This window comes from Dyadobacter linearis (genome assembly GCF_907165045.1).
Taxonomy (GTDB): domain Bacteria; phylum Bacteroidota; class Bacteroidia; order Cytophagales; family Spirosomataceae; genus Dyadobacter; species Dyadobacter linearis.
In genome coordinates this window covers 116,411-141,860 of the sequence record NZ_CAJRAU010000007.1, presented here as the reverse complement: position 1 = coordinate 141,860, position 25,450 = coordinate 116,411, and the positions used below count along the sequence as shown (strand labels likewise).

Genomic DNA, 25,450 nt, shown 5'->3' with positions numbered 1-25,450 from the left:
GCATAACCGCACTCAAGTAATTAAGCCAGTCTAATTCTAATTCATAAACCAAAACAATCATGAGTGAACTCGTAAAAACCGAAGAAGTAACAGGTGTAGCTGTATCTCGCCCGATGGGCCAAGTATTCGACCTGACAGGATCCATTGTCGATCTTCCCATTCTGTCCGAAGCGACTGAAATGCCTCTCGACCTAATGTCGGATTATTGGACGCCGGAAAATGCAGGAGAGTTTAAGAATGTCTTTTTCGACCGAATTGATGTTTCCCAGGTACTCACGCAGGATGAAACCCCCGTCCTGATCGATCTGGAATGCGCGTATTTCCTCGAACAAGATGATAAAAGGGAAATCAAATCTGTTCGCAACGGATCAAAAAGGCTTGTAGGCGCGCTGCTTGCACAGAATGTACAGCGAGGAACTGCTTTGAAGATTACCTACATGGGAAAAAAGAAGAATCGCAGTAATGCATTCAAGTCAGACAACTGGTCTGTTAAGCCGTTGATCATTAACATCTAAATCGGGCAGGGACTACTACCCTGCCCTTCTCAGCTATGAACTTTGATCTACTAATCAACGCCCAGGAAGGGCCCGAGTTGAATCCGACCTTCACGGATCCTGACGAATACAGCGAGCTGCAAGACATCGTTTCCTTCATCAATAAGCGGAAAAAGATAACCGACATTCGCCCACTACTGCCGCAAATGAGCATGAATGGCCGTGTCTTGGAAGAAGACATGAGCATTTATCTGAACACAAAAGCATGCTCATCCGGATCCTTAAAGGAGGCCTTGAAATCACCGCTGCATTACCTGATAACAACTGAGGAAAAGCAGGTACGGCCGGACAAAAGTCATTTCGAGCTGGGTACGTTCTGCCATACCGCATTCCTTGAACCTGAAAAGTTCGACGCGTTGGCACAGGAACCAGAAGGCGCCACCGCTGCCAGTAAAGAAGGTGTTCAGAAGCTAATCGAATTCTGGGAAGATCTGGCAGATCAGAAAGATGATCTGATCAAAACCGAAGCGTATATCCAGGCGATCGCGTCCGGATTGAATGTCGACAAGATCGACGGCATGCGTTGCTATCTCTCACACCTGAAACGTATGACCGGCAAAGTTTCAGTCGACCGGAAAAGCTACCAGATCGTAGACCTGATCAAGCGCAACTATTACCGGTACGGCGATGGAATCATCCCTGAATTATTGAAGGGCTGCGTACCGGAAGTAAGCATTTATGGAACGGACGAAGAGACAGACCTGCCGGTGAAGATCAGGCCTGACGCTTTCCAGATCGAAGAGAATATCGGCTGTAATGCAATTATCAGCTTTAAGACCACCCACGCTGATAACTTGGGCAAAATGCAGTATGACGCTGCAAAATACATGTACTACCTGACCGAGGGCATGTACGCAGAAGTTTTCCAGAATGTTACCGGCCGAAAGTGTGGAGCTGTGATCTGCATCATGCTGCAAACAGTCCTACCCTACCTGCCTGTGGTTTTCATATACAATCCGGACGATCTTGCCAATGGAAAATACCGGTACCGGACAGCCCTACGAAATGTGAAAGAAGCGATGGCAAAAGACCTATGGCCAGGCTTCGACTCTTTCGCCGAAAGTGGTGATCGTGGAATTGTCCGGATGTCCCTGCCCGAATGGAGCAGACGTGAAGTGTTACCTCAAATCATTGAATAAAAGATGAAAATTCAATTTGACCGTCCAATCGCATTTATCGATCTCGAAGCCACCGGCGTGGACCGGGAAAACGACCGCATCGTTGAAATCGCAGTCTGCAAGCTCGATCCTGACTCTGGCCAGATTAATAGTGTGTGCCGCAGAGTCAACCCAACCATTCCCATTCCAGCCGGCGCGTCTGATGTTCACGGAATCAAAGATGAAGATGTGGCAAACGAGCCCACTTTCAAACAGCTGGCGAAAGACCTGCTCGATCTGATAGAGGGCTGTGATATAGCCGGTTTCAATAGCAACAGCTATGATGTGCCGATGTTATTTCATGAATTTGCCCGGGCGGGTCATTATTGGGACTACCAACAATTCAGAATGTTTGACGCCGGGAACCTGTTCAAAATTGAAGAGCCGCGCACACTCACCGCCGCGGTAAAGCTTTACCTGGGCAGAGAGCTGGTAGATGCTCACAGCGCGCAGGCAGATATCGAAGCGACGCTCGACGTCTTTCTTGCCATGCTGGAAAAGTATGGAGACAAAGCAGGATTCCCGCAGACTCCGGATGAGCTGGCTCTGTACACCAACTACGGAAACAAGGTCGCTGACCTGTCAGGCAAGTTCGTCTACAACAAAGAGGGTGAGCTGCTGCTGAACTTCGGCAAGCACCGGGGCAACCCAGCTAAAAATCACATTGATTTCCTGGAATGGATGATGAGAAGCAATTTCCCGGGCGACACCTATACAATTGCCGCGCAGTTGGTTGACCAACATTTTCACGGTATTAAAGATCAGAATTAGGGTATGGTTTAGTAACGCGCCGCCAGACGTTATCTGAGCTCCGCACCTGCGGGTTTGCAAATCGCACAGGAGTGACAATCCCGTGCCAAACGCCTCTGGTATATGTGCTGGATAGCACCGTCGACCGCCGAATGATCTGTTTCTTCAATGTGAAGTTACTGAACTTTTGAAGACCAGGCATTTTGATTTTTCTCATGTGAACAGGCTAAGGATTGATCAAATAATGAAAATAATATTCGAATGTAAAAGACACATCGATTTAACGGTAAACACCTGATCATCATGTTATATCCTTTAAAAATAGCAGCAGCCATCGTCTGGCTTTTTGCCACATCTATCGTTTGCATTGCTGTCTTGCCATTTGTGATAGTCGGCGGTATTGTCAAAGCCTGTAAATCTATTTTCAACCTTTAATAACTCCTAAAATGGCAACAATGGAATACGTGAATATTAAGCACATCCTGACTCAGGATGAACGCAACGACATGGCATTTACTCTCGCGGAAAAGCAGATAGAAATGAATTCGCTCGAAGATGAAAAGAAGAGTGTTACTTCAAGCTACAAAGCCAAAATCGACACGAAGAAGGCTGAAATCAATCTACTCTCTGGAAATATTAAAGACGGCTACATATTCCACTCCCTGTATTGCGAAAAGCGTCGCAACGTTAAAAAGAAGCAGTGGGAATGGTGGGATACCCAAAGTGGTGAAATTGTAAAGTATGAGCCTTTTCAAGGCAGGGACTACCAAATATCAACAGACGATCAAATCATCTAATTTTTGCCTGTCCCCACCTGTCAAACATGAAATATCAAAGCAAGGGAAAGATCTATCCGATCAAATGGAGCTTAGTTTCTCACGACACAAACTTTATGCGGTACCTGTTCGAAAACAGTCAACAATGGTACTCATTCAAATGCAAGAACAGAGATATCATTCAAACTGCATGGATCAGGCTTACGCCTGTGGTTGATCAGCATGGATCGCTTTTCAATCCAATGACGCCGGTGATTTTTATATTGAACTGAGCATTGAAGTTTGCAATGAGTGGGGCTGTGAAGTCCTAAGGGTAGCATTCTTTTCAATGTGAAAGAACGTTACGAGCCCGTCTGAGCACAACCTGCGAACAATCTAAGCAGGTATTTTAAATTATATTAATTACCGCCTCCTGGCATTTTCGTTATGTTTATCATGTTTACTATACAAATTTACATCATTCTTTCGCAAAAAACGCAAACGCATTGAAAAAACGTATTTGAGCTCTATCATACATATAAAGAAATTTCGAATCTGTCTTGCCGATGCATATACTTATTGTTAACAACAAGATGAACACGATCGTTCTGGGTACTAGGTCTACCAGTTTTTTTCTTCGCGGAAACCTTTCCAGATTCTGTTATCAGCTTCAGGTTGGTATCATCGCTTCTGCGCCGCCTGTCCGGGTAAGAGTAGGTATACCGTAAATCGATCCCGGTTTTGTTAACTATTTGGACAGTAAACTTCTCAGTAAACATCTGGCTTTTGAAAAACAGTGTACTATCGGGATTGGATTTGTCATTGTCAGTCTTGCAATATATAAGATATTCCAACTTTTGGACCAGTGTTCCATCGGGAGCAATTACCAACCTATTATCGTATTCAAATCCGGTCTTATCTAAATGACGCACGCCTCCGCCATGAACCGAAATGCTGTTTTGCATGTTCACCTTATCTTCAAAAGAGAGCTTTGACAGATACCCGTACTCGCCATTTTGAGAGGGACCAGGTATAACATAAGCACTTACCGGAAATTTGAATGGCTGATCTGAGCACATGTTTCGCAGAGTATTTTCATGGGTACAGAACACAGCTGCGATCTGATCTTCGGCATTAAATCTCTCTACATGGATTGTAATTGTCGTAGTCTTGTTAAATACCATCAAATCCCCCAGAGCTTCCCGAACAAACCTTTTCGCCTCGGGACCGACATTCAAAGCGTTGGCCAGCACGTTAGACCGAGTTTCAAAGTTTTCTTCATGAGGTAAACGGGTACTTAGAACGAGTCCCAGGAAGCCGGTCAGTCCGAAAAATAACAGATCCTGAAACAGTGACGATTGCCATGACAGAACGAACCCTTCACCTAGTGTACCTTCGACGGCACATTCCAGCTCTACCCGGTAATATTCAGAAACAATCCAGCAGATACAAAATAGAAAATAGATGATAAACAAAAGTTTAAAACGCCTCCAAACTTCAATAGTTTGTCTTTTTAGAATAGAAAAACGATGCATAGTACTTCGAGGGGGTGAATTTTAGCATAAAAGGCACATCATTCAGAAATCTAACAATCACATCGTCTGCAAGATAACACTCCAACAACAAGTCTTGTGCAGAGCCATCAGCCCGCACCTTGGAATTGGGCGGTAGAAATTAAATATTCCCATCTATGCCGGCCGCACTGGCTAACATTGGCTAACATTGGCTAACATTTTTCAAGGCAATCCAAAGTAAACTAGGAAGCATTGCGGCATGCAGCCATTGGATTTCTACCAGATTTCAATATGGTGCATCTGTCTTAGTAAACGGTTAGCATTGAGGGCGTTAGATGGGTACCTTAGCAAGGTAGCGAGTAGTCACATCCTTGCCAGGTTTTCCCGTTATTTAAACTAACCTCCCTGTTCTATGGACAATACGGTTTCTACCCAGGTCGAAAACGATTTAAAAGCTGAGATTGCTGCTGAAATAAATAAGAGAAAAAAGTGGATTAACATCGACTTCAAACTTGCTCATTGGTTTGTATGGATATCATTAATTGCTAGCTTTACTTCCGCTATTCTGACCGTGGCAGACCCTTTCAAGGAAGAGTATAGATGGATTACTGCGGTAATTGCGGGCCTACCAGGGCTTGTTGTTTCCATTGATAAAATCTTCGATTTCAAGAGCAGAGCTGTTTGGGGAATATTCTATGAAATTGATCTCCATGAGGTGCAAGACGCCTTTAATTGGAAAAAAGTAGATGCGTATAGTTCTGCACAAGCGCTACGGCAAGTAGTTAGAAAGAACGAAGGTATTTATCGGAATATCGGCTTCTTCGGTTCGAACGAGGTTGTTGATCTCAGCAATAATAGTGAAACTAATGTCGCCCAAAAACCCGAAAACGCCCAACCTGATAACGCAGCGAAGCAGCCAGCCGCAGTCTTAGTACCAGCTGACGCATCTGTGGAATCAGCAGCTCCTAGCACGACAGTGGTTAAAGAAGATGCTTCGACAGAAGAGCAAGCAGAGAAAAAGGTTGATAACAGTTAAGTAAAGCAATATCAAACAGCCCATTAATGGAATGAAAGGCACCCACGACCAAGTTACTAACCTAAAAGGCGGTGATAGCGCTGGCTACCTCTTGAATGACTATGAGGATGCTGCAATCCGCTTCGAAGATCGCGAGGGCCAAAACGTTTGGTTCTTGAAGTTCAAAGGAGAAAAAGAATTTCAGGTTGAGCGAAGCCACCGGCTGGTGACCGACGCTATTCTTGAAAACGCAACTATCACCAGGGAGGAATACGAAGCATTCTAAATCTGCACCGTCCGAAGCTTTGTGTAATAAGCTCTCGATTCGGCTTTCAAACGAATAATTTTCTGCAAATCTCCTGGCCGTTTTTCATCAAGCACACGGAATTCCTCGTAAAACTTGTGACCAAGTCCATGTGGCATCCCAGACTTCTGCTTGATCAAGTCAAATAGCCCCTTACCCAAAATAGCTTCGGCGGCCGATTCTTTCCCATAGATCATTTGCGCGGTATTGACTTGTACCTCGGCAAAAATCCCATTTTCTTTAATCTGCATAAGGGTACCACTGTATCCCATCGGGTCTCGATCAGGAGTTTGTTGTTTAACCTTATCTACGCTGAATGTGGATTTTACCTTGGCAACAACTTGGTCGTACTTCTCGTCATTGGTTGCGATAAATGTATTCCGTATTATATCTTTCACTTTCGTCACATCACCGCCGTAGTCGAGCCGGGCTTTCTCCAAAATCCTCTTGTCAGATTTTAAGTTTACCGGCGTCACAATTACATTCAGCTCGTTTGCAATCGCTGCGGAGCGCTCTCCAAAGGATGGCACCCACGCACGTGTCCTGATCACTGACTCTGGCATCTTTGGCAGGTCAAGTGAGAGGTTCAGCGCTGTTGCGTTGCCGTAGTTGTCTCGGATGAAATAGGGTTTGCTTGGCGCGCGTAACAGGCGCTGACGATTTTTGTCAACCCAGTGATTATAATTGTCAGGCATATCCCGCACCTCATTCTTCGACACAACTGCGCTCGTCTCTTCACCTGCAAGTATTCTGTCGACGATGGCATCTCGCTCCTCTTTTGAGGAAAGGATTGCCACAGCATGGCAGCGGCATTGAGGATGCCACCCAGTAAATTTGAATTGCTTAGGGTATCTACCTGCCAGAGGTCCGCAAGTGGGGCATTCGTAGGGATGGTTCGAACGCCTGATCTCGATACCAACAACGAAATCCATGGACTGCCATCTCTCGTGATCAGATTCACGATAAGCCATATTGGTTTCGGTCCTGGTGAGACGCATTGCGTTTTTGTACGATGAACGGTACACGCCTTGCCCAGGTTTGTACAAAGCAGCGCGCTTTGAAAGGTGAAGTTGTCCTCGTGCGTCACGAACCCTTCGGAAAAGTTTCGCAGGCTCGTCAAGGAATGCGCGCGTGTCCTGGCTTAGCTGCCGCGCCGACTTCCCTTCCAATAATCCTACATCCAGAGCCATTTCCATCTCACTTTTGAAATGCTTTGTATGGCGCCAGACACGTTTTGAAAGGTCAAGCCCGTTCACTTTACGATTTTGAAAAGCTGCCAACGCTTCGAGATTGCGACCGAGGAACCGGTCGGATACAGCGGCAGGCAAGTTTTTACCGAAAAGCCGGTTTACTAGATCATCGTTTTTTTGTTCGGCCAGCAGCCATTCATCGTTTGATCCTGAATTGATCACCTTCACTATACCGTTGGTTAGATTCACCAACATCCAGTTTACACGTTCCTGCAAGTTGGGGTAGTCGGAGAACCGAAATGGCTTTTTAGGATCATGCTTAGTACTTACGCCTATACGGATGGCATCGGCCAAGGCCTGATGATACAGTTTTTGCACTTTTAGGGCGAAGGCATCAATTCGGCCTATGTGCAATCGGGCGTAATCTTCTTCTCCTTTTCCCATGAGTATTATTAGTGTGCTTGGCTCTTATTCAGAAAAAACAGATCGTTATGCTTACAGCCAAAGAAGTTCATGCAGAAACTTTACAATATCAAAAGCTGAATGAGTTAAATAAATCAGGGCTCCAAGCTGTAATTAGTCCGGTATTTGCCAAGGCATTCGAGAAGAAAAAATTTGATGCTCCAGCTGAATTATACACTGTCCTAGAAATGATTCACCACGTACTGATGGAAGGGGAATTTGAGTTTTCTAGCAGCAAGGAAAATTGCTTTGCACCGAGTATGACGCCAAACACGGAAGCGTTTAGCATTCCCGAACTCAAAAAGCATGGTTTTGAAGTGACGGATCTTGGAGACGGTCAGGTCAAAATCAGTTGGGCAAAAGGACTTGGCTTGACAGAAGAAACCTAATAGGGGCCTTCCTGCCTTGTGCTATTCCGTCGGTTCAGTAATTCCCGTCATATTCGCCTTTTCGTACTCCATTTGAAGCTGATCGTACTCGGCCTCCGGATCGTCCACCAAACCAGACTGAGCAACCGATGTGCGTTGCGATAGCACTGCTTTACCCCCATTTGCTGCCAGCAATACTTCCATGCGTTCCATATCGTCCTGGATAATGTATGGAGTGATCTCGGCATCGATTTTAAGCTTTTTAGCGATCGCGGAAACGGAGGTGTTCATCATTGCTACGAATGCTTTGATGATGTTAATCCGGCGTTTTAGGTATGGATCAAAAGTCTCGCGTTTGTCGAGCACTTTCAAGTGCGCATCCATGAAGAGCAGCTTCAAAGCAATACCTGAAATGGCGCCAATTCCCTTTACAGATTCAAAGCTGATATCGGGTGTCTGGGTATAGGTTAGGATGATCTTAAAGAGGTTGTCAATCTCCATTTTGATTGATTCTGGCGCATGATCCCAGGATAGATAGGACAGCTTTCCACCTTTCTCCATTTCAATGACTTTTCCCCGCTCGCCTTTTTGTCCGAGGCTGATTATCTCTCCTTCTGCCACCGCAATTGGAGATCCATTGTAATCATTCGTGTCGGCATGATTGGAAATCAGTGTTTCGAGCCGCTGGATTGCGTACTGGACGTCTGCCCACTCGGCCTGCTCCTGTTCTGCATACACGACGGGGATCCGCTTTATAACATTCGGCTCCTTTTCGAGCGCTTCCCAGCCTTCACCCGATTTTTTCCACAGGTAATAGTCCTCTGCTGTATACGTTTCGAAATGTGCGACGTCTTTGCTCTCTTCGTCTTTGACTGTGTATTGCCTGGAAAAAGCAATCATATCACCGAAATCATCAAACAGCGGGAACAGCTCAATGCCCGACCATGGACTGAACACTGACATTCTCAGCTTAAACTGGGTAGGAAAGCCATATTCTTCGTGCACCTCCGTTACCTTTACCGGGTACCAAAACTCAGCTACCTGGGTACTTCGAAAAAGCTGTTTTGCTACTACCCTATTCTGACTGTCTGTCTTATTGTCATCAAGGATCTTATTTACAGATTCAAGAACAGATAGCTCTTGCTCTTGCTGAGCAGATGAAGTTATTTTGACCGGATTACCAAAGAGAAAAGAGACAGCTTTACCAACGATATTCTTTTGAAACGGGATCGGGATCCGTGCAACAGATTCAGTCTTTTGCTTGATGTCGATGCGCGTTTCGCCGCCCCCGATATCGACTTTTTGCTCGTAGGCCACATCGCGATCCTTTCTGCTCGCTTTGTCCAATACCTCATGCTCATCGACATTCCACTGTTTTCTGAGCTTGTCAATATCGATATCCTTTTTTTGAGAAGTCAGCGCCTGAATAGCTTTCTCTATTTGGTCGCCGTCAATAATTGCCTTCAAATCCCGGTATTTCATGTGCGTGTAATTATCTGATGTAAGCTCCTAAATTTCGTTTTGGCTCCCTTCGTCCGAGCAACTCTGACAGGACTACATAGCGGCTACCGTCGAGTATGTGGTTGAAGTCATCTATTGGCTCGTTAAGCCATTTCCCATTTTTATCTTGCTGATAAGTATAATTTCTAAGCTCTTTTATCGCGTTCACAGAGGACTCGGTGACATAGATTTTCATGGATTTCATTTTGTCAATCCCAGCAACCACAGAGCCCGGATACTTCTTGATAGCGTGGATATTGAACCCGGCATTGTGAATCTCATCCACCATACGAGGATCCGCACTCTCAGATATGATTTTCCGACCTTTATTCACCTGTTTCAATTCCTTAATGATGTCGGCGGTTGTCATGTGCGTTTTATAGCAGAGCTCGTGTATGTACAGACTGTTTTGCCCTTTCCAGATTCCGACATCTTCCAAAGCAGTCGGATCATTTGTATAACCAAAGTCAAGACCTTGAAACATGGTAGCTCCCGACGGGATGTCTTTTACAATCTCCCAATCTTCGAAAACCAACCCTTCTATTTTCGCTCGCTTTCCCAGGCCGTAGATTAGCCATTTGCGTTTATCTACGGTACCATTTCGATAATTCTCCTCCGTAGGCTCATAAGACAGTATTTGCTCTTTGGCATTGAGTGGGATCAGCGGATTGTGCAGCATTGTTGAATGCGAATACCAGCTTTTCTCCCGTTTACAAACTGAATCGTAAATCCAATGCTCTTCTTCGCTCGGGTTGTAATCAAGGATCGCAAAGCCTTTGCACCGCTGCATCAGCTGATCATAACTGTCTTTACTTGCTTCCACGGCCTCATTAATCCAAAATGCATCGGTCTGCATACCGTGGATTTTCTGCGGATCATCTAAGCCTACAAACCAGAACTCGGTCCCCCACATGGTGTATATCTTATTGGTCTTGTTCTCGCACCTTCTATTGTAGATCGCATATACCTTCAAGACATCAATAAAGTCTTTGTAAACGGTGCCGGCAAGCCATGTACCCTTTAACCGGGCAACGACGACGCGCCGGCTCTTGCCCTGGTTCATCCATGCCCAAATGATCCAAAATTGAATAATACTGTGCGTTTTTGACGATCGTGAACCGCCTTCCAGAACAAAAACATTGTATTTCCTGGATAAATATGCATTGTATAATCCCTCAAAAACCTTCGTCGTTAGTCCTATCACCGTTCAGGTACTTTTCTATTTGCTCGGGAGTTAATGCGTCGGCGCTGATGAACGTTACCGGCGCTTTTAATGGGGTACCATCTTTGCCGGTATGCTCATGCCGATGGCTATTATCTTTTTCAAATAGCCCGTGCATTTTGGCCAGGTTGGTCAGTGCAGCATCGGCGGCATACAACTCCACTTTCGTCCCGAACTGTCCAGGTGTGATCGACTTGATTCTTCCTTTCTCCTTATCAGCAACCAGCTTTGCCATATCCAGTTCCGGGACATCAATCAATCTGGCCGGTCCATCAACAATTCTGACTGCATCTGAATTTCGTTTTAGTTCGAGCTCGTACCGTAGCAGCTGCCTTTCTCGCCGGCATTGGCCAACTTGATGCAATTCTAAATCTTGGCCCTTCAAACTGGCCGCCAATGCATATTCGTTCTCAAAATCCATTTCAGCGCGGAGCTCTGAAATCAAATCGGAAAGCGGTTTTTCGATCTTCGGAGTGTACAATACTTTTTTGAACGTGAAATAATCATTCAGGCTACTGCGTGCAATGTCTGCGATTAGCTTCTTGGTTTCGTGCTCGTCCAGTCCAATCGCATCTAATAGAGTCTTGATATACTTTCGAAACCGATCATCGGCCAGCATCTTTGACGCGGTAACAGCCGCATTTCGATCTTCATAACCAGCCCTTATTGCAGCATTTGTTCCATGAAAATCTTTGATATACTCCTCACAGAAGAGTTGCTGCTTTGGAAGTAAACCAGTTTGAATCTCGGACTCAATTATATTAGGATCCATGAATAGAGTTGTGTGTGCCTTTCAACAAAAATAAACAGACCGAAAAAATGGTAATATATACCATTTTAGTTACGCGGCTTCATCAAAATCCTTAATGAATGTCTCAAAAACTTCGTGTGCAGATTTGGTGAAATCGGCTTCCGCTTCTTTGCTAAAATCCAATGAGCTCTTTGCGCCGGGATATCGCAGACGGTAAAGCTCAAACGGGACCAGGTCAGTCGGTAAGCCGGCTGCAATGGCATTAAGCGCTTCCTGATTTTTCTCGATGATCCATTTTGTATCATTGCGGCGGCTCTCATTCATTTGAATGGAAACCATCTGCGAGATCACATCAATAGGGTTAGCAAGCAAAGCATCTTCGGGCATTTCATCCTTGGTGCATTCAAGTAAAATGATGCGAAATCTCCTTGACGGATTTAGCTGAACAGCTGCTTTCACTTTTTCGATAATCTGGGCAAGCGGGGTTCCCTCACGTAATCCACCATCGGCCCAACGGTCAGCTACCAATGGCCATAGAAGTGGTATTGTCGTCGACGCGACTACGCTAGCTACTTCCTCAGCAGGCGCAAGCCCAGTGTCCCATCCGCATTCGTCCAGACTGCCGGTCTTCATATCAACCCGATTCCAGTAAGTTGGTATGGTCCAACCTGGATTAATCGCCTGTAAATCTCTGATACGGTCATACAGCGGGGCGTTGTTAAGTAATGCGGGAGCGGATAGTACATTTTTAAGCAGTTGTTTGATCAAGTTTCGCTGCCCTTTCTCAGTAACCAGTTTAAATGTATCCCAGAGATTAATCCCTTTGAGCAGATACTTTTTGATATTGACCAGACTGAAAGTCAACTTACCATTCTGTATTTCTGCCAGACCAGGCAGGGTAATCGGTAATGCATTTTCTGCGAAAACCTTCTTGTAGTTCTCGCTTACATATTGCTGCGCAGCAGCTCCTTTCCCAAATCCATATGCGTTCAAAGCTCCAGCACTGGTTCCACAGATCATTGATATGCGGAACCTGGAAGCTATTAGCAATAGCAAAACCCACTGCCACAATCCGCGTGAGCCGCCACCGCTACAAACTACAATGGTTTCTGTCTTGTCTTCCGGATCTAATATGTCTGTGAACATGATTTGATTCTAAATGTTTTGATATTCTGTAATTGCATTGAACCCCTGAGAGGCATATTCGATCTTCGCGTCGAAACAGGGGCACTCTTTAATGCGCTCCCACGGATCAACCCGGCCGTTGCCATTCTTGTCTGGCGAAAAGTCCCTGTGACCTAAAATGACCGCCTCTGGAAACATTTGCTTCCATTTTCTCAGGTAGTGAAGCAGCGTTTCCTTCTGCTCTGTCGTCCGGTTGTCGATCGGCTTACCATTTTTATCAACACCACCGATATAGGATATATGTATGGATTTGGAGTTGTAACCTTTTACGCCATTCGTCACGCGCTCTATTGGAGCTAAGACAGTCGCTTCTCCGTCGGGCTTGACGATCACATGATATCCTGGATCCTCCCAACCCATCACATTTTTCCAATACCTTTTGATCGAATCCACACTCGTCGCTTGTGGAGATGCTGTACAATGGACGACCAAATATTTGATCTTTCTCATCTTTGAACCGCTTAATTCTTTCTGAATGTCCGTTTCCACCAGCCCGCTTTTTCTGGCTCTACGGGTTTGATTTGAGGTGTATCGGGGTCTACCCGAAATTCCTGCGGCGGTAAGGGCCACTGAGCCACAACAGGAGCGTCGGCAGGTGTGATCATATCCAAAATGCGGGCTTGACGGGTTTGAAGTTTGTTCAGTTTGGTATTGACTCGGTCTACGCCAGTCTCTACTTTATCTAAATTCGCTCCCGCCTGCCTCGCCTTCTCGGTAACGATATTAATAGCGCTGTCAATCGGAGATAAGACAGCTGCCGAGTCAATGGCGACAGGTTTTTCGCCAGGGGCGGAATCGGTCCGCTGTGCCCTGGTGGGAGCTGCTATCATAGCTCCCAAGAGAACAATGGCAGGGATTACAACCCCCATGATACCAAAAGCAAGCGCGCCGGAAATTGAGTAGGAAATTAGTTTTGCTTTCATTGATTGATGACCTCTTCGATCTTTTTAGTGTTCCCTGATACTTGATCAACTTTGCTCTCCATTTTTTGGAATTGCGTTTTGACGGCACTTGATTGATTTAGAAGGGACTCAACTGTTTTTTGCAATTCTTTTATTCTCTCTTCCTGAATGGCTGCCTGGGTTTCAAACCGCCCCTCGATTTTGGCCGTGCTCGTTGAATCTCTGGCGTCGTTCCGCTCCTGGTTCTTTGTGTTGATTTCAGTCAGTTCCAGGCGGTGAGCCACTTCTAACGCCCGCATATCGGCAACCAGGACCTTGATATAGATAAGAAGAGAAATGACACCACTAAATAGGGCACCTATTGCAATGGCCATACCATAAACCATTGCGACGCGCGGCTTTTTGTCAGCCAGTTCTGTTAATTTATCTTCTCTCTGCATCTAACTTTTCTGTTGTGGATTCAAAGCAACCAAGCAGCAAGAAGTATGGCGCCAACCCCAATACAACCAATGCCAGCGCGATGCTTAGCTACATGATACTTATAGCTTTTTAACGACCGTCTGTCTTCCGTAAACCCGGCCAATATTGTACGCCGCTCCCTTGTAGTGAACAGTAACGTTATCTTCAAAAAGATGAGCCGAGAGAAAGCCATTGTAGTAAATGATGATCGCTCCGCCTGGACCTTCACCGATTAAACAGATCGCCCTTTTCTGATCGAAAGCGTCCTTTACGACAAATGAGTTGTAATTGGGAACTCCAAATCCGTTAAGATGCAGACCGGCACTACCTGGCTTGGCAATGAAATCACCTCTGGTGGACGAGTAGGATGAAAATGAAAGCTTTGTTGTTCTATCCCTGATCTGCCAGGCGGCTTCCATGCCCGCAGCCATTGCGTCGATGACAGGCGCATACAGGGAATGTTTTAATCCATCTGAACTGTTTTCGGGTGCACCATCTTTGCCAGGTTCATAGCGTTGAAAATCATTTGCTCCTTTCTTTTTCCAAAGGAAGGTTTGATCTGACCAAACGTGCGCCTTTGTGCTGTCTGTCCCAAATGTGCTGCGTGGCGCGTCCCACATGGCCATTCCACTTGTAACCAGCGTTGACCAGAACCCACCCGTAAACGCTTCGTCCCAAGCAGCAGCCGGCTGCGTGTTCATTTTGGTTAGAAGGGTGCCGCTTGGATACTCAATAAGTTCTCCTGAGCTCGCTTGCTCAATGTTGATCTTATTACCGCGATCATCAGAAATAAAACTCTCTATAAATGGGCAGCTGAAAATTGTCAAGTTGGATTCACGATCCTTGCCCTCATAGGTTTTACTGGCAAGTTTGACGCGTTCGTTCAATGCGATGAACTCATACGGAAGATTGTAAATGCGGTTCCAGAAATAGTACTTGGCATTGACATTCCTTACATCAATGTGCCCTCTGGCATAATATGGGTGATCTTCTGCGGTGAAACCGTGTATGCTGTGTCCCTTATAGAGCTTATCGGTCAGTGATTGCTCGTAGGTTTGCCTGTCACCATACAGAAGCCATTGATCAATCAGCGAGTGATAGTCGTCCCCGCCATAACCTCCGTTGATGCCAGTATTCCTTTTGTCGATGTTTGGATATTTCGTTCGGATTTCATCCAGATTACCTTTCGCAAACATTCTGGTGATCTCATATCCAGGCGCCGTTATTTCAGCGCCGGTCGACGGATCAGTCTTGTCGTACTGGCCCTGGCCATTTTCAATGAGCTCTTCTGTGATGTAGGAATATGGGCTCGACCCCATATAATTTGCAAAGGCCCGGCCAATACTGTATGCTTCGTCCCTCGTTAAAACCCGGTTCTGCTCAACTTTTACAGTATTAAAAGTCATGGCCTGGTTTGGGTCGCCGAAGCGGGCATCAGGTATTACGCCGACCCGCCTGTAAGTGTCCTGATCGTCGCCCTTGTTTATGCCTGCCGTTGCTATCCATTTGTTGTACGGTCTCCAATCAATTGCTGGAAGCGCGCTTGGAAAGTTGAGCGCCCTGGAAACAACAAGCCATTTTGGTTCGAGCCCCTGTCCAACTTTTTGATCCGAATGGATTGACACCATTATCTGTGACATGCGGCCATTGAGCATATTTACCCCTGCCTCTCCGTATGAGTTCAAATGCTGCTTGAAAGTTTCGTAATTGGGTATTCGTGCGGGATTGCAGACAAACTGCTTTATGGTACGGACGCCATCAGGCAATTTGATATTTTGCAGTTTTTCGTAAGTCCCTTCTGCATTCTCAAACCAGCCGTTGCCGATCATGTAGAAGACGTTATATCCTGCTAACCTGGTAATACCGCCTGAATTGTCAATGCCTTCTGTGATATCCGAAATGGTACCGTCATCATTGAATTTGATTACCAATTCAGGTGTCCGGTTGAAGCTGTACTCTCTCTGGCCGACCCTGGCAGTGTTTGCACCCAGCACCTTGCTTTTTCCATTTTGTACTGGGAGCGGCGGCAATATCGGGCCGCCAGTTCCGGAATCGATCGTGAAGCTGCGGCTCGCCGTATCGCTTCGGCAGGATTTGCCGGTGATGTTTAGGTAATAGGAACCGGCCGGCCGGCCAGGAAAGTTGAAGGTGACTGTATTACTTTCTGGCCGGAGGCTATCCAGATAAACCGGTTGCCCTTTTGGCAGTATGGATATCCAATATTTAATCACAAACACGCTCTCGGCATCAAACCTCAGAACAGCTGACGTATTGGTGATCTTACTAATCGACTCGATCGCTGGCCCGCGTTTGCAGACGGGTATCCGGACAATTGGGGGATCGACAGTCTTAGTTTTAAAGAGACTGTCGATCTGCGGCCTTGTATAGTAGTTGGATAAATTGACAGTGCCGGAAACTGGAATATGCTGCGATAAGGCTGCGAACTGGATACAGCTCAGCAGCAGAAAGATTAAATTTTTCACAGTGTGCGTTTATTTAAGTGAAACTATTGTAACAAAAGACCGATCTCTTCCCGCAATCTCTTGGCGTCCTGGTTCTCCGGATCGTATGAATTCAGTGCGCGCTGGACGAGTCTTGGAATAACTTCAAGCAGATAGCTTTTATCCTTCAAGGTCTTATTCAGTTCACTCTCATCGTTAAAATTCAGCTGAGCAGAATCGTTATAAGAAAATGATTTCTGTTCTCCCGTGCTGGTATCCCTACCAGATACTGAGAAATTGAGGCTCACGTAATCGAATTCGAAAGCTGCCCCTTGGTTTTTTACTTCGTTTTTCATGATGCTCAGGTTGTTTTGTGTAGTAATGATTTAAGCTTTTGCGAAGGCGATTCGGGCTCTGAGGGCTCAATGACAAAACCCGAAAAAGTCTTACGAAGGAATGAGGGAAGCTTTTCTGGTAGCGAAGCCACATCGACGTATTCAGGTTCAAACTCAACACTGTCTTCGTGGTTGAAGAGCTCGTCCAGCTTCTCCTCCAACACCTCCTCTTGGTCTTTCTTGTAGCGGTAATTTCCTTTGTCATCTCGGAGGATACAGCCGAACTTATCTTCTGCTGCATATTTACGCTGTAATTTTGTGACCTTCTTTGAATACGCTTCGCGCTGCTCATCAATCTGTTCAACAACCGAGTTCAGGGCGTAAACTAGTTTTGTTTCCTGATCCTCCTGGTCGTTAATGAATGTCCGTGCAACATCTGTAAATCTGAAAGCCTTCTTGTAACTGGTCTCCATTGTTTATGATTGGTTATTGAAAAATATGTTACCCTAAATAAGTCCATCCGCCACCGCTGTTTGAATAGTATATCCCCTGGGTTCCATCCGTCTGCATCCAGAGCGTACCAACTCCTATTATTGAATAAGATGTGCGCTGCGATTGGGTCCCGTTTTTTACTATAAAAGGCTGGGAGAATGATACAGGCTTGCTGATTGTCATGTAAGAACCAAAATCATAAATGGAACTATTTGTGAGAGAAGCTCCCCCATTCCATAATGCCAGATAGCCACTTGTTCCGCTTCCGGAAAGGCCTCCCGGCGAAGGCTGGTTATGCCAACCCTTTGTACCAGCTCCATTCGTTCCATATAGTTTATTGGCGCCCGGGTTTTCGCTATCATTCAGCAGGGTGATCGTCCGATTCGAACTTAGAGTACCTCCCCCTGAGAGACTGACTTGACCAGTTATTGATATACCATTATATGCGCGGAGACCAATTTCAGAGTCCAGGTAAGCACGTGTATAATAGTTGGTATTTAAAAACCCATTTGTCACGTAACCCGCAGCAGCATGGTCGCCCCATCCGTATGCCGTATTCCAGTTGGAAATAGCGTTGGATGAGATTTGCTTGGTCGTCCAGACTTGATATATGGTTCCACCGTTGTATCGCACATACCAATCGCCGGTCGTACCGGCCAATATCTGATTGACGAATGTACCTGCACTGTAATTGCCAGTCGAAGAGTTTCCTACGAAGGTGAAAGTTGTACCAAACGATGACGGGCGATTTGCCGCTGTATTATTCCAGGTATTGACCCCTGAGTCAACAATTGTATCAATGTCACTTGTATTAAGAGGAAGTGAGACCCACCTTGAATAAGCAATGTTCCAGTTGGTGGAATTGCCGCCGCTGGCGCTAATGTTGCCTGAAAATGTGGCGTTGCCCGTCGCGCGGTTTATACCCAGCGCAGTACCGAGAACACCACCTGCGTCATTGTGCCTGTTAAATACAAAGTCCGCACCTGCATTCCCACCCGTTTCAAGTCCCTGCTTACCTATTGTCCACCGGTTAATACCACCGGCCAGCATTACAAAACCACGTGCATTGGCATTGGCGGGCACATCGATACCAATTTGGAGAGGGGCGGTAAAGCGGCCAGCCTGATCTAAAACGTATGCAGTACTTCCATATGCGATCCTGAAATCGTTGCCTATGTAACCGTATATCCAACCGGAAGAACCTGCCGGGTCCAGAAAATACGCGGCCGCAGTTGATGCATCCGACAATAGCGTAATGTATTTGTCTACCCCGTTTTTTCCGACATTAAGCCATTTCTTTATGGTCACATAGTCTGGATCCTCACTTATCGAACTATTGGCGAGGGTATTTGACGCCGAGAAAACAGGGATCGTACCAATGGTACCCGAGCCGCCCACTCCACCCGTGATTGTCCAGGATCGATTCGCAGACAGGTCGTAGGCAGTGCCGTTTATGGTGATAGTTCTGGAAGTCGGGACATATCCGGAAAGCGAGCTGCTCGCCGCATAACCAGCGGCCGCATGATTTCCCCAGCCGTAAGCAGAGTCCCAATTATTTTTGTCAGCGGCCGTGAATTGCTTTGAAGTCCATATCTGGTATATTGTCCCTGCTCCTCCGTGCTTCACATACCAGTCACCGGTAGTCGCTGCCATGATTTGGTTCACATATGCGCCGGGCACATACTCACCCGAGCCGGTATTTCCCACAAACGTCAATATCGTTCCGTAAGGGCTTGGTCTGTTCGCCGCGGTATTTCCCCAGGTGTCAACCCCAGAATTGATTATTGTTGATATGTCAGAAAAGTTGACTGGCGTTGATATCCACCTTGAATGTGCCCTGGTCCAGTTTACAGAGTTACTGCTACTGGCGGTAACTGTTCCTGAGAAAGTTGTATTTCCAGTAGCACGGTTTATACTAAACGCAGTGCCAAGCAGGGCACCGGCATCACTGAATCTGTTGAAGACGAAATCGGCGCCGGAATCTGATCCGGTTTCGAGACCCTGTTTACCTATTGTCCACCGGTTGGTTCCACCGGCCAGCATTACGAATCCCCTTGCATTTGCATTTGCAGGCACATCAATACCCATTTGCAGCGGGGCCGTGAAGCGGCCAGCTGAATCGAATGTGTAGGTAGTACCGGCATACGTCATTTTCAAATCACTGCCCTCATACGAAATATTCCATCCGGAAGAGCCGGAGAAATCCAATAAGGAAATACTGGCGACTGTACCACTATGAGTTGTCTGCAAATATTTGCTAGTCCCATTATTACCTGCTTTCAGGCCAAGAGAAGTACTGACATAAGTGGAATCCTCAGATATCGAGCTGCTGGCGAGAGAATTGCTTGCTGAGAATTTCGCAATGGACCCGGTTGTCCCGCTGCCATTTACTCCACCGGCTATTGTCCATGCCTTATCAGAGGAGAGATCATGGGTGACACCATTTATGGTAATTGTTCTTGTGGTCGGCACGTAACCTGCCAACGAGCTGTTTAACGCGTATCCTGCGCCAGCGTGATTACCCCAGCCATAGGATGTGTTCCAATTATTTATACTTGTGACCGAAAACTGCTTGGCAGTCCAGGCCTGATAGATCGCACCGTCGCCATAACGTACAAACCAATCGCCGGTTGTGGTCACCATAATCTGATTTAACCATAGGCCGGAAGCCATTTCTCCATTGGGAGAAGCGCCAATAAATGTCAGTATCGTTCCGTAAGATCCGGGCCGGTCGGCCGCCGTATTGCCCCAGGAGGAGACACCAGAAGAAGTAATGCCGGTAACGGTAGAGAAGTTGACAGGGGTAGATACCCATCTGTTATAAGCATTCTCCCCCCTGAGTATACGAATATCATTTCCCTGCGCAACAGTCCCGGCGGTAGTTCCAAATGCTACCGAAATCGTCCGGTCCGCCGCCAACGTGCCACCTCCTGTTAGCCCAGTTCCCGTCGACACCAGCCTTGAAGTCGGGACTTTTGCATCCAGGGCTGCTTGGAGCCCGGTTACTTCCGGGATCGCATGTGTATGGCCAAGCTGTGCATACACATTGTCATTTTCTGAATTAGAGCGCAGAGAGCCCGAATGCCACAACATATAATCAAGACCGCTGTTGGACCGGATACGCAATTCTGTGGCTGATTGTGCATAAAGAAAAAGCCCAAAACTACTTGCTGCATGAAATCCGTAGCCTGGTCTGACACCAGCAGTAAAGGCTCCCGGCGCAATGTAGGCTTCGAAAGACCCGCTATTGTAGGCGCTATTAACAGAGCCTGCCGATGGCATGACATAGCTACCGGCGGCTCTCACCTTGGAGGCTACCGTGACTGCATCGTCAAAATCAGCTGCGCTTAGAAACTTCATGTCAATTCTTTTTCACTGTTACCCGGAATGCGTTCAATGCGGGAGCTTTTGCAAACGCAATGCCGACCGTATTGACAGTTGGCCTGGTTACATCTGCATAGACGGTTGCCCCGGTAGTGGCATCGAACAATTCGATGACTATATCCTTGGTACCGAAACTATGTGTTACCACATAAGTCAATGCAGAAGCATCACCGACATTTGTCGCGAAACCCGATGCCACCAGCGCCGCGTCGAGTACGGTTTTTAGGGTGAGTGGAGTAACTATTTTGGAATTGTCCGTACCGGCAGTCACTTCTGCCTGGGTAGCAAGGGCAGCAAGACCGGTCCTGGTTGTAGTGGCAGTTCTCTGGCTTAATGTAGAGGGCGTCACAACCTTACTGGTATCTGTTCCAGTCTGAACTTCAACAGCTGTTGCAAGGGAAACAACACCGAGAATGGTTGTAGTCGCCTGGTCCCTGTTACTTTCAAGAAAGATCCAGTCAGCGGCCAATGTAACGGATGGATTATCCTTGTTAGCAATCAGCACGTCGCCCACGTTCATTACTACGCTTTGCACAGTTCCGGCAACAGTTACGTACCAGTAATGTCCCTTGAATGTTGCCGCTCCACCTGGAAAGTTAGTCGCTGTTGTCGCATTGAATGCGCCTTGCAAAGAACCAAGCTCAGTGATACGGCTATCGACATATGCTTTTATTGAGCCTGCCGTCGCTAGATTCGTAGCCAATGCGGAGGCCATCGTATTATCATTAATAATGGCAATAGCGGACGGAACTCCGCTGCCTGCCGCGACGCGACCAATTACGGTCATCGTTGGAATATCCTGAATTTTAGCGAAGGTGATGTTCTTATCGGTCACCTTGACTGTGGTCACGGCGTTGTTGGCCAGCTTCGCAGCAGTGACACCGAGATCTTTTAAACGCACGATGTCGGCACTGATTTCCAGCCCAACGCCGTCAACATTTACAGATAATGTCGTGATCCCTGCAACGGTCGACTCCGCCAGACCATCACCCCCAATGATATTCCCCCCACCGAATGGTACCCAGGTCGTATCGGAGGCGCGGTAGTAATAATACTGAGCGGTTGCTGTGTTATAATAGATTTGACCATCAACAGGGGAACCCGGCGCGACAGCAGCAGAATGGATAACAACCTGCAAGAGTTGATTTTTATCTAAATCAACATTATTTAGAAATTTCATTTCGGCGAGGTTATACGGTTAAGATCACCAAACCAATTTCTGGTTTCGTGTGTATTATTTTCAAGACATCGTTATCGATATACTGCACATCACTAATGACTTTGTAGCCACCGATCACAATGTTCGTGTCCGGTTTTCGATTCAGGTTATGCGTGATGATCCATTCTTCTGAGGGGTTATCGAAGATAAACTCCATATCAGATGTATGAGACATCGAATCGACATAGGCTTTGCTAGCAGCATGGTTTGAAGCAGTTGGCATCGGCACTACCGGCGATAGCGCGAAGGTCAAAACACCCGAAGACTTGGTCTCATTGCCCGTTTTATGAAGAACCGTGCTGTCATCGGCTTTCTGAGCGTTCACAGCGGCTTGCGCATCGCTTATTGGGAGATTTGCAGCGCTCAGGTTTGCTACATTCCCTAACCCAACCGCGCCTTTATTCATCTCTCCATAGGATCCGTCGCCGCGTACATATTGAGAGGCCGATCCTGTCAACTTGTTTTGCTTAGCAGAAAGAGCAGTCGCCAAAGCAGCGTATGTGACCGCATCGAGTGGAATATACTGGCCGTTAACGGTGATGAAAGTGGAAAAGCTGGCACTTCCCTCGATATGCACCATGTACACCTTACCGTTCTGGACCGGCATTGGAAGAATATTAACTATCTGAACTCCCAGAGCGGCTATCGCTTCTTGCAGGCCTTCGATATCGGTAGTGGGGTGAATGTGTCCTATGTCAGACTTACCGCTAAGAAAATTATTAACCTGCTCCTGCGTATACCGATCATCGAGGGCGTCTTGCAGCCCGTCGACGTCGGCTATCGTGTGTGTATGCGCGCCGGGAGCGATGTCTTCAAGTTTTTGATCTATTTCCTGCCGGTTATATAGCTCGGTTTTTAAATAAAGCTCCGGCTTGTTGAGAATGTTCTTCCATTCAAGTTGATCCTGGCAAAGGTCAAGTAGCAGGTCATACAAATCCTGCGCGTCCTGAACGATATCGCCAACCCCATAATCACCGAATGAAACAATTAGCCCCATATTTCAATAAAATACGCAGCAAATATAAAATTTTAAAGGTATATATTACCGTTATTTAAGTATATATAACCTACATTTGTTACTGAAATTTCACCCGCAGATCACACATGGCACTACCAAAGGCAAAGGTCAAGGAGCGACTGGAAATTAAGTTTCCTGGCGTAAACTTGTCTACAAAGAGGATTGACGCAACGGCGGCAAAACTCAAACTTCCGGATGATTCCGATGATGATGCTATCGACGAAAAGCTGGACGAGCTAAATGATATTTTTCCTTTTGCCGATATCGCCCGTCATGACGATCGTCAGCGAGAAATTGAGGCAAAAAAGAAAAAAGACAAGCAGCCGGACAGCCCAGACCCGAAACAATCCGAGGAAGATCCAAAACCCGACCCTCAGTCGACTGACATTGCCAAAATCGTTGCTGCTGCTATTGCTCCCCTGGTGGAGAAGATCAACAGTTTCGAAACAGGCAAGATTGGCGACTCGCGCAAATCTCAGTTAGAAGAACTATTGAAGGACACAAATCCTAAGTATAAGGAGTCTGTGCTGAAACACTTTGGCAGGATGAAATTTGAAACGGACGAAGACTTCGAAGCATTTAAAACTGAGGCAGCAGAAGACGCCAAGGAGTTCATTCAAATTGAAGCGAACGAAGGATTGGGCGGGTTCAAAACGCCTGTGCAAGGCAAAGGCGGGCAGAAAAAACAGGTTTCCACGGAGGAGGCCGACGCAATCTTAGACAAAGTTTTATAACATGGGAGTTACAGTTAACCTCGTTAACGATGCTGACACCATTGACACCTCCAAAGACAACGTCGTCATTGTCGATGTTTTTGCTTCTATCAGAGGTGGACGATCCTTGGACGTGACCGGGTTTACTCCGGCCGTAATTAGGGCAGGTCATGTCATCATCGTGGAAACCGCCACAGGCACGCACAAGCCGATGCCGTTGAACGGCGGGGCTACTGCTTACGCAGCGCTGCCAGCCGATCATACCTACGCCGGCATTTTGATTGCTTCAATTTTAGCAAAAAAGCCTTTTGCCGGAATATTGACCCAGGGGACGGTGAACCCTGCCGCTGCGCCATTCGTAATGACCAGCATTCTAGCTGCTGTGAAAACCGCTCTTCCACACATTGATTTCAGACAAGACTAACCATGGCACAATCACAATTTATTCAGCTGATCGATGAGTACATGACCCAGCTAGTGTTGCGCACCGTGATCCGTCTGAACGGGAGCACCGAGCAGCCGAGCCCTTACCTTCATCAACTGATGCTCGATAAAGAGTACTCAGTCGACGGGAAGTGGACATCGCTGTCAGGTGACTTCGGTACCGTAATGGCCGACTACGTGGCATTGGATTCTTCCCTGCCTTTGAAAACCCGTGATTCTTTGGGACAGGCAAGCGGCGATATTTCCAAACAAGGCCAGGAACTGTGGCTCAACGAGAAACAACTTCGCGAGCTGCAAATCCTAAGCCAGCAGGGAGGGCAAAAAGCGGAGATCGCCAAACGTGTGTTTGAGGACATTCCCCGCGTCATCAAAGCTGTATACGAGCGTAACGAATTTATGTTCTTGCAGGGCCTTTCAAGCGGAGTAGCAATTGCTGATTCTGATAACACGGGTACCGGTATTCGTCTGGATTACAAATACCCGACAAATCACAAGTTTGGTGTATTTGTTCTTTGGTCAAATCCCGCAACTTCAACGCCAATTGACGATTTCCAGCGCATGCAGGATCAGGCAACGCTTGAAGGGAACACGATCAGCGAGCTGCTAATGGATAAGTTTGCTTATAACAACCTTATCAAATCAGCGCAGCTGAAAGACTTGCATGGTGTTGGCGTAAACTTCGGCGGGGACTACTCCAAAATACCTGCCCTCAAACAGTCGCAGCTTGTTGACGTACTTCAAGATCGTCTTCAAATTGGATCAATCCGAATCATCAACTGGGCAACCCGTTATGAGAAGAATGGCACAAAAACGACCGTTAAACCATGGGCAGAGGGTGCAGTTGTTGGTCTGGCTACAACCGGCCCAAAAGTAGGTAGTCTTGTACATACTCGTATTGCCGAGATGGACAGCCCTGTTGAAGGGACTCGCTATCAGACTGCGGACGACTATATACTGGTTTCCAAATTCCGCGAAAACAGGCCCTCCATTAAGGAGTTTACCAAGTCGGAAGCTGCGGGAGTACCTGTCATTGGGAAAGTTGATCAGATCTATCTGTTGGATTCTAAAACCGTTCAAGCATAATGGCAAAACAACAGGCACCAAAAGTCGCTCCTTCCGCAGAAGAGCAAGCAGCCGCCCCCTACTCAGTTATAAAACCTTTCCGGGATATCAACAACTGGGATTTAGAGCACAAGGCTGGCGATGATGTAAGTCACTTCGATCAGGACCGTCTCGACTCACTAGTTGAGAGGGGGCTTATTCAGCCGCCCTTCACTGAGGATAGTGGAGCTGGCGACGAAAACCCAGACTAAGAA

General features: G+C 46.7%; 28 protein-coding genes. 12 read left to right on the top strand and 16 right to left on the bottom strand.

Annotated elements, in window-relative coordinates; all coding sequences use genetic code 11:
• The first annotated feature begins 59 nt into the window (after positions 1 to 59).
• Genes KOD92_RS21785 through KOD92_RS21775 form a run of 3 tightly spaced genes read left to right on the top strand, consistent with a single transcriptional unit; the run spans position 60 to position 2,482 of the window.
• Entirely contained in the window at positions 60 to 515 is a 456-nt protein-coding gene (locus KOD92_RS21785) for a hypothetical protein (RefSeq protein WP_215235721.1), read from the top strand.
• A gap of 35 nt (positions 516 to 550) precedes the next feature.
• On the top strand, positions 551 to 1,693 hold the full coding sequence (locus KOD92_RS21780) for a PD-(D/E)XK nuclease-like domain-containing protein (RefSeq protein ID WP_215235720.1): 1,143 nt from the start codon (positions 551 to 553) through the stop codon (positions 1,691 to 1,693).
• A gap of 3 nt (positions 1,694 to 1,696) precedes the next feature.
• Positions 1,697 to 2,482 carry a 3'-5' exonuclease gene (locus KOD92_RS21775; RefSeq protein WP_215235719.1) on the top strand — a complete coding sequence of 262 codons (786 nt, stop codon included), beginning with the start codon at positions 1,697 to 1,699 and terminating at the stop codon, positions 2,480 to 2,482.
• On the opposite strand, the gene KOD92_RS21770 is transcribed toward KOD92_RS21775, so the two are convergent.
• Positions 2,466 to 2,678, bottom strand: a complete 213-nt coding sequence (locus tag KOD92_RS21770; RefSeq protein WP_215235718.1) for a hypothetical protein — start codon at positions 2,676 to 2,678, stop codon at positions 2,466 to 2,468. The genes KOD92_RS21775 and KOD92_RS21770 overlap by 17 nt on opposite strands.
• Before the next feature lie 229 nt (positions 2,679 to 2,907).
• Between KOD92_RS21770 and KOD92_RS21765 the strand changes: the two genes are divergently transcribed.
• Entirely contained in the window at positions 2,908 to 3,258 is a 351-nt protein-coding gene (locus KOD92_RS21765; RefSeq protein ID WP_215235717.1) for a hypothetical protein, read from the top strand.
• A gap of 26 nt (positions 3,259 to 3,284) precedes the next feature.
• Positions 3,285 to 3,509 carry a hypothetical protein gene (locus tag KOD92_RS21760; protein ID WP_215235716.1) on the top strand — a complete coding sequence of 75 codons (225 nt, stop codon included), beginning with the start codon at positions 3,285 to 3,287 and terminating at the stop codon, positions 3,507 to 3,509.
• A gap of 237 nt (positions 3,510 to 3,746) precedes the next feature.
• On the opposite strand, the gene KOD92_RS21755 is transcribed toward KOD92_RS21760, so the two are convergent.
• A complete protein-coding gene (locus tag KOD92_RS21755) occupies positions 3,747 to 4,751 on the bottom strand; it encodes a hypothetical protein (RefSeq protein ID WP_215235715.1) in 1,005 nt (334 codons plus the stop codon).
• Between the two features lie 391 nt (positions 4,752 to 5,142).
• Between KOD92_RS21755 and KOD92_RS21750 the strand changes: the two genes are divergently transcribed.
• Both KOD92_RS21750 and KOD92_RS21745 read left to right on the top strand, forming a co-directional pair.
• Entirely contained in the window at positions 5,143 to 5,766 is a 624-nt protein-coding gene (locus KOD92_RS21750) for a hypothetical protein (RefSeq protein WP_215235714.1), read from the top strand.
• 31 nt (positions 5,767 to 5,797) lie between these two features.
• Positions 5,798 to 6,031 (top strand): hypothetical protein, encoded by a 234-nt coding sequence (locus tag KOD92_RS21745; RefSeq protein WP_215235713.1) that lies wholly within the window; start codon positions 5,798 to 5,800, stop codon positions 6,029 to 6,031.
• Here KOD92_RS21745 and KOD92_RS21740 read toward each other — a convergent pair.
• Positions 6,028 to 7,683: a hypothetical protein gene (locus KOD92_RS21740; protein ID WP_215235712.1), complete on the bottom strand. Its 1,656-nt coding sequence runs from the start codon at positions 7,681 to 7,683 to the stop codon at positions 6,028 to 6,030. The two genes, KOD92_RS21745 and KOD92_RS21740, sit on opposite strands and share 4 nt — an antisense overlap.
• 47 nt (positions 7,684 to 7,730) lie before the next feature.
• Here KOD92_RS21740 and KOD92_RS21735 point away from each other — a divergent pair, with 47 nt between their 5' ends.
• Complete coding sequence (locus KOD92_RS21735) at positions 7,731 to 8,090, top strand: hypothetical protein (protein ID WP_215235711.1); 360 nt, start codon at positions 7,731 to 7,733, stop codon at positions 8,088 to 8,090.
• A gap of 21 nt (positions 8,091 to 8,111) precedes the next feature.
• Here KOD92_RS21735 and KOD92_RS21730 read toward each other — a convergent pair whose 3' ends face one another.
• The 13 genes from KOD92_RS21730 to KOD92_RS21670 all read right to left on the bottom strand — a co-directional run bounded on the left by KOD92_RS21730 (position 8,112) and on the right by KOD92_RS21670 (position 22,956).
• Positions 8,112 to 9,551 (bottom strand): phage portal protein, encoded by a 1,440-nt coding sequence (locus KOD92_RS21730; protein WP_215235710.1) that lies wholly within the window; start codon positions 9,549 to 9,551, stop codon positions 8,112 to 8,114.
• Positions 9,552 to 9,561: 10 nt separating this feature from the next.
• Positions 9,562 to 10,773, bottom strand: a complete 1,212-nt coding sequence (locus KOD92_RS21725; RefSeq protein WP_215235709.1) for a PBSX family phage terminase large subunit — start codon at positions 10,771 to 10,773, stop codon at positions 9,562 to 9,564.
• Positions 10,745 to 11,563: a terminase small subunit gene (locus KOD92_RS21720; RefSeq protein WP_215235708.1), complete on the bottom strand. Its 819-nt coding sequence runs from the start codon at positions 11,561 to 11,563 to the stop codon at positions 10,745 to 10,747. The genes KOD92_RS21725 and KOD92_RS21720 overlap by 29 nt, the downstream gene beginning before the upstream one ends.
• A 69-nt stretch (positions 11,564 to 11,632) precedes the next feature.
• The gene (locus KOD92_RS21715; RefSeq protein WP_215235707.1) at positions 11,633 to 12,688 is read right to left on the bottom strand and encodes a patatin-like phospholipase family protein; all 1,056 of its coding nucleotides are present in this window, start codon (positions 12,686 to 12,688) and stop codon (positions 11,633 to 11,635) included.
• 9 nt (positions 12,689 to 12,697) lie between these two features.
• Complete coding sequence (locus tag KOD92_RS21710; protein WP_215235706.1) at positions 12,698 to 13,177, bottom strand: N-acetylmuramoyl-L-alanine amidase; 480 nt, start codon at positions 13,175 to 13,177, stop codon at positions 12,698 to 12,700.
• 11 nt (positions 13,178 to 13,188) lie between these two features.
• Complete coding sequence (locus tag KOD92_RS21705) at positions 13,189 to 13,650, bottom strand: hypothetical protein (protein WP_215235705.1); 462 nt, start codon at positions 13,648 to 13,650, stop codon at positions 13,189 to 13,191.
• Entirely contained in the window at positions 13,647 to 14,069 is a 423-nt protein-coding gene (locus KOD92_RS21700; RefSeq protein ID WP_215235704.1) for a hypothetical protein, read from the bottom strand. The genes KOD92_RS21705 and KOD92_RS21700 overlap by 4 nt, the downstream gene beginning before the upstream one ends.
• A 99-nt stretch (positions 14,070 to 14,168) precedes the next feature.
• On the bottom strand, positions 14,169 to 16,571 hold the full coding sequence (locus tag KOD92_RS21695) for a hypothetical protein (RefSeq protein WP_215235703.1): 2,403 nt from the start codon (positions 16,569 to 16,571) through the stop codon (positions 14,169 to 14,171).
• 23 nt (positions 16,572 to 16,594) lie between these two features.
• Complete coding sequence (locus KOD92_RS21690; protein WP_215235702.1) at positions 16,595 to 16,885, bottom strand: hypothetical protein; 291 nt, start codon at positions 16,883 to 16,885, stop codon at positions 16,595 to 16,597.
• A gap of 5 nt (positions 16,886 to 16,890) precedes the next feature.
• Positions 16,891 to 17,337, bottom strand: coding sequence for a hypothetical protein (locus tag KOD92_RS21685; protein ID WP_215235701.1), 447 nt, complete (start codon positions 17,335 to 17,337; stop codon positions 16,891 to 16,893).
• A 28-nt stretch (positions 17,338 to 17,365) separates the two neighbouring features.
• Entirely contained in the window at positions 17,366 to 20,716 is a 3,351-nt protein-coding gene (locus tag KOD92_RS21680; protein WP_215235700.1) for a hypothetical protein, read from the bottom strand.
• 1 nt (position 20,717) lies between these two features.
• The gene (locus tag KOD92_RS21675; RefSeq protein WP_215235699.1) at positions 20,718 to 21,920 is read right to left on the bottom strand and encodes a hypothetical protein; all 1,203 of its coding nucleotides are present in this window, start codon (positions 21,918 to 21,920) and stop codon (positions 20,718 to 20,720) included.
• Between the two features lie 10 nt (positions 21,921 to 21,930).
• A complete protein-coding gene (locus KOD92_RS21670; protein ID WP_215235698.1) occupies positions 21,931 to 22,956 on the bottom strand; it encodes a phage tail fiber repeat family protein in 1,026 nt (341 codons plus the stop codon).
• 107 nt (positions 22,957 to 23,063) lie between these two features.
• Here KOD92_RS21670 and KOD92_RS21665 point away from each other — a divergent pair, with 107 nt between their 5' ends.
• From KOD92_RS21665 to KOD92_RS21650, 4 genes are read left to right on the top strand one after another with little or no spacing between them, the layout of a single operon-like run.
• Positions 23,064 to 23,711 carry a hypothetical protein gene (locus KOD92_RS21665; protein ID WP_215235697.1) on the top strand — a complete coding sequence of 216 codons (648 nt, stop codon included), beginning with the start codon at positions 23,064 to 23,066 and terminating at the stop codon, positions 23,709 to 23,711.
• Between the two features lies 1 nt (position 23,712).
• Entirely contained in the window at positions 23,713 to 24,114 is a 402-nt protein-coding gene (locus tag KOD92_RS21660) for a hypothetical protein (RefSeq protein ID WP_215235696.1), read from the top strand.
• Positions 24,115 to 24,116: 2 nt separating this feature from the next.
• A complete protein-coding gene (locus KOD92_RS21655; RefSeq protein WP_215235695.1) occupies positions 24,117 to 25,217 on the top strand; it encodes a major capsid protein in 1,101 nt (366 codons plus the stop codon).
• Positions 25,217 to 25,447 carry a hypothetical protein gene (locus tag KOD92_RS21650; protein WP_215235694.1) on the top strand — a complete coding sequence of 77 codons (231 nt, stop codon included), beginning with the start codon at positions 25,217 to 25,219 and terminating at the stop codon, positions 25,445 to 25,447. Before KOD92_RS21655 ends, KOD92_RS21650 begins: the two co-directional genes overlap by 1 nt.
• Positions 25,448 to 25,450: the final 3 nt, after the last annotated feature.

Excerpts from the sequence above, each read along its gene's own strand:
- KOD92_RS21785 (WP_215235721.1), top strand. The coding sequence starts at position 60 with ATGAGTGAACTCGTAAAAACCGAAGAAGTAACAGGTGTAGCTGTATCT.
- KOD92_RS21780 (WP_215235720.1), top strand. The coding sequence starts at position 551 with ATGAACTTTGATCTACTAATCAACGCCCAGGAAGGGCCCGAGTTGAAT.
- KOD92_RS21775 (WP_215235719.1), top strand. The coding sequence starts at position 1,697 with ATGAAAATTCAATTTGACCGTCCAATCGCATTTATCGATCTCGAAGCC.
- KOD92_RS21770 (WP_215235718.1), bottom strand. The coding sequence starts at position 2,678 with ATGAGAAAAATCAAAATGCCTGGTCTTCAAAAGTTCAGTAACTTCACA.
- KOD92_RS21765 (WP_215235717.1), top strand. The coding sequence starts at position 2,908 with ATGGCAACAATGGAATACGTGAATATTAAGCACATCCTGACTCAGGAT.
- KOD92_RS21760 (WP_215235716.1), top strand. The coding sequence starts at position 3,285 with ATGAAATATCAAAGCAAGGGAAAGATCTATCCGATCAAATGGAGCTTA.
- KOD92_RS21755 (WP_215235715.1), bottom strand. The coding sequence starts at position 4,751 with ATGCATCGTTTTTCTATTCTAAAAAGACAAACTATTGAAGTTTGGAGG.
- KOD92_RS21750 (WP_215235714.1), top strand. The coding sequence starts at position 5,143 with ATGGACAATACGGTTTCTACCCAGGTCGAAAACGATTTAAAAGCTGAG.
- KOD92_RS21745 (WP_215235713.1), top strand. The coding sequence starts at position 5,798 with ATGAAAGGCACCCACGACCAAGTTACTAACCTAAAAGGCGGTGATAGC.
- KOD92_RS21740 (WP_215235712.1), bottom strand. The coding sequence starts at position 7,683 with ATGGGAAAAGGAGAAGAAGATTACGCCCGATTGCACATAGGCCGAATT.
- KOD92_RS21735 (WP_215235711.1), top strand. The coding sequence starts at position 7,731 with ATGCTTACAGCCAAAGAAGTTCATGCAGAAACTTTACAATATCAAAAG.
- KOD92_RS21730 (WP_215235710.1), bottom strand. The coding sequence starts at position 9,551 with ATGAAATACCGGGATTTGAAGGCAATTATTGACGGCGACCAAATAGAG.
- KOD92_RS21720 (WP_215235708.1), bottom strand. The coding sequence starts at position 11,563 with ATGGATCCTAATATAATTGAGTCCGAGATTCAAACTGGTTTACTTCCA.
- KOD92_RS21715 (WP_215235707.1), bottom strand. The coding sequence starts at position 12,688 with ATGTTCACAGACATATTAGATCCGGAAGACAAGACAGAAACCATTGTA.
- KOD92_RS21710 (WP_215235706.1), bottom strand. The coding sequence starts at position 13,177 with ATGAGAAAGATCAAATATTTGGTCGTCCATTGTACAGCATCTCCACAA.
- KOD92_RS21705 (WP_215235705.1), bottom strand. The coding sequence starts at position 13,650 with ATGAAAGCAAAACTAATTTCCTACTCAATTTCCGGCGCGCTTGCTTTT.
- KOD92_RS21700 (WP_215235704.1), bottom strand. The coding sequence starts at position 14,069 with ATGCAGAGAGAAGATAAATTAACAGAACTGGCTGACAAAAAGCCGCGC.
- KOD92_RS21690 (WP_215235702.1), bottom strand. The coding sequence starts at position 16,885 with ATGAAAAACGAAGTAAAAAACCAAGGGGCAGCTTTCGAATTCGATTAC.
- KOD92_RS21685 (WP_215235701.1), bottom strand. The coding sequence starts at position 17,337 with ATGGAGACCAGTTACAAGAAGGCTTTCAGATTTACAGATGTTGCACGG.
- KOD92_RS21680 (WP_215235700.1), bottom strand. The coding sequence starts at position 20,716 with ATGAAGTTTCTAAGCGCAGCTGATTTTGACGATGCAGTCACGGTAGCC.
- KOD92_RS21675 (WP_215235699.1), bottom strand. The coding sequence starts at position 21,920 with ATGAAATTTCTAAATAATGTTGATTTAGATAAAAATCAACTCTTGCAG.
- KOD92_RS21670 (WP_215235698.1), bottom strand. The coding sequence starts at position 22,956 with ATGGGGCTAATTGTTTCATTCGGTGATTATGGGGTTGGCGATATCGTT.
- KOD92_RS21665 (WP_215235697.1), top strand. The coding sequence starts at position 23,064 with ATGGCACTACCAAAGGCAAAGGTCAAGGAGCGACTGGAAATTAAGTTT.
- KOD92_RS21660 (WP_215235696.1), top strand. The coding sequence starts at position 23,713 with ATGGGAGTTACAGTTAACCTCGTTAACGATGCTGACACCATTGACACC.
- KOD92_RS21655 (WP_215235695.1), top strand. The coding sequence starts at position 24,117 with ATGGCACAATCACAATTTATTCAGCTGATCGATGAGTACATGACCCAG.
- KOD92_RS21650 (WP_215235694.1), top strand. The coding sequence starts at position 25,217 with ATGGCAAAACAACAGGCACCAAAAGTCGCTCCTTCCGCAGAAGAGCAA.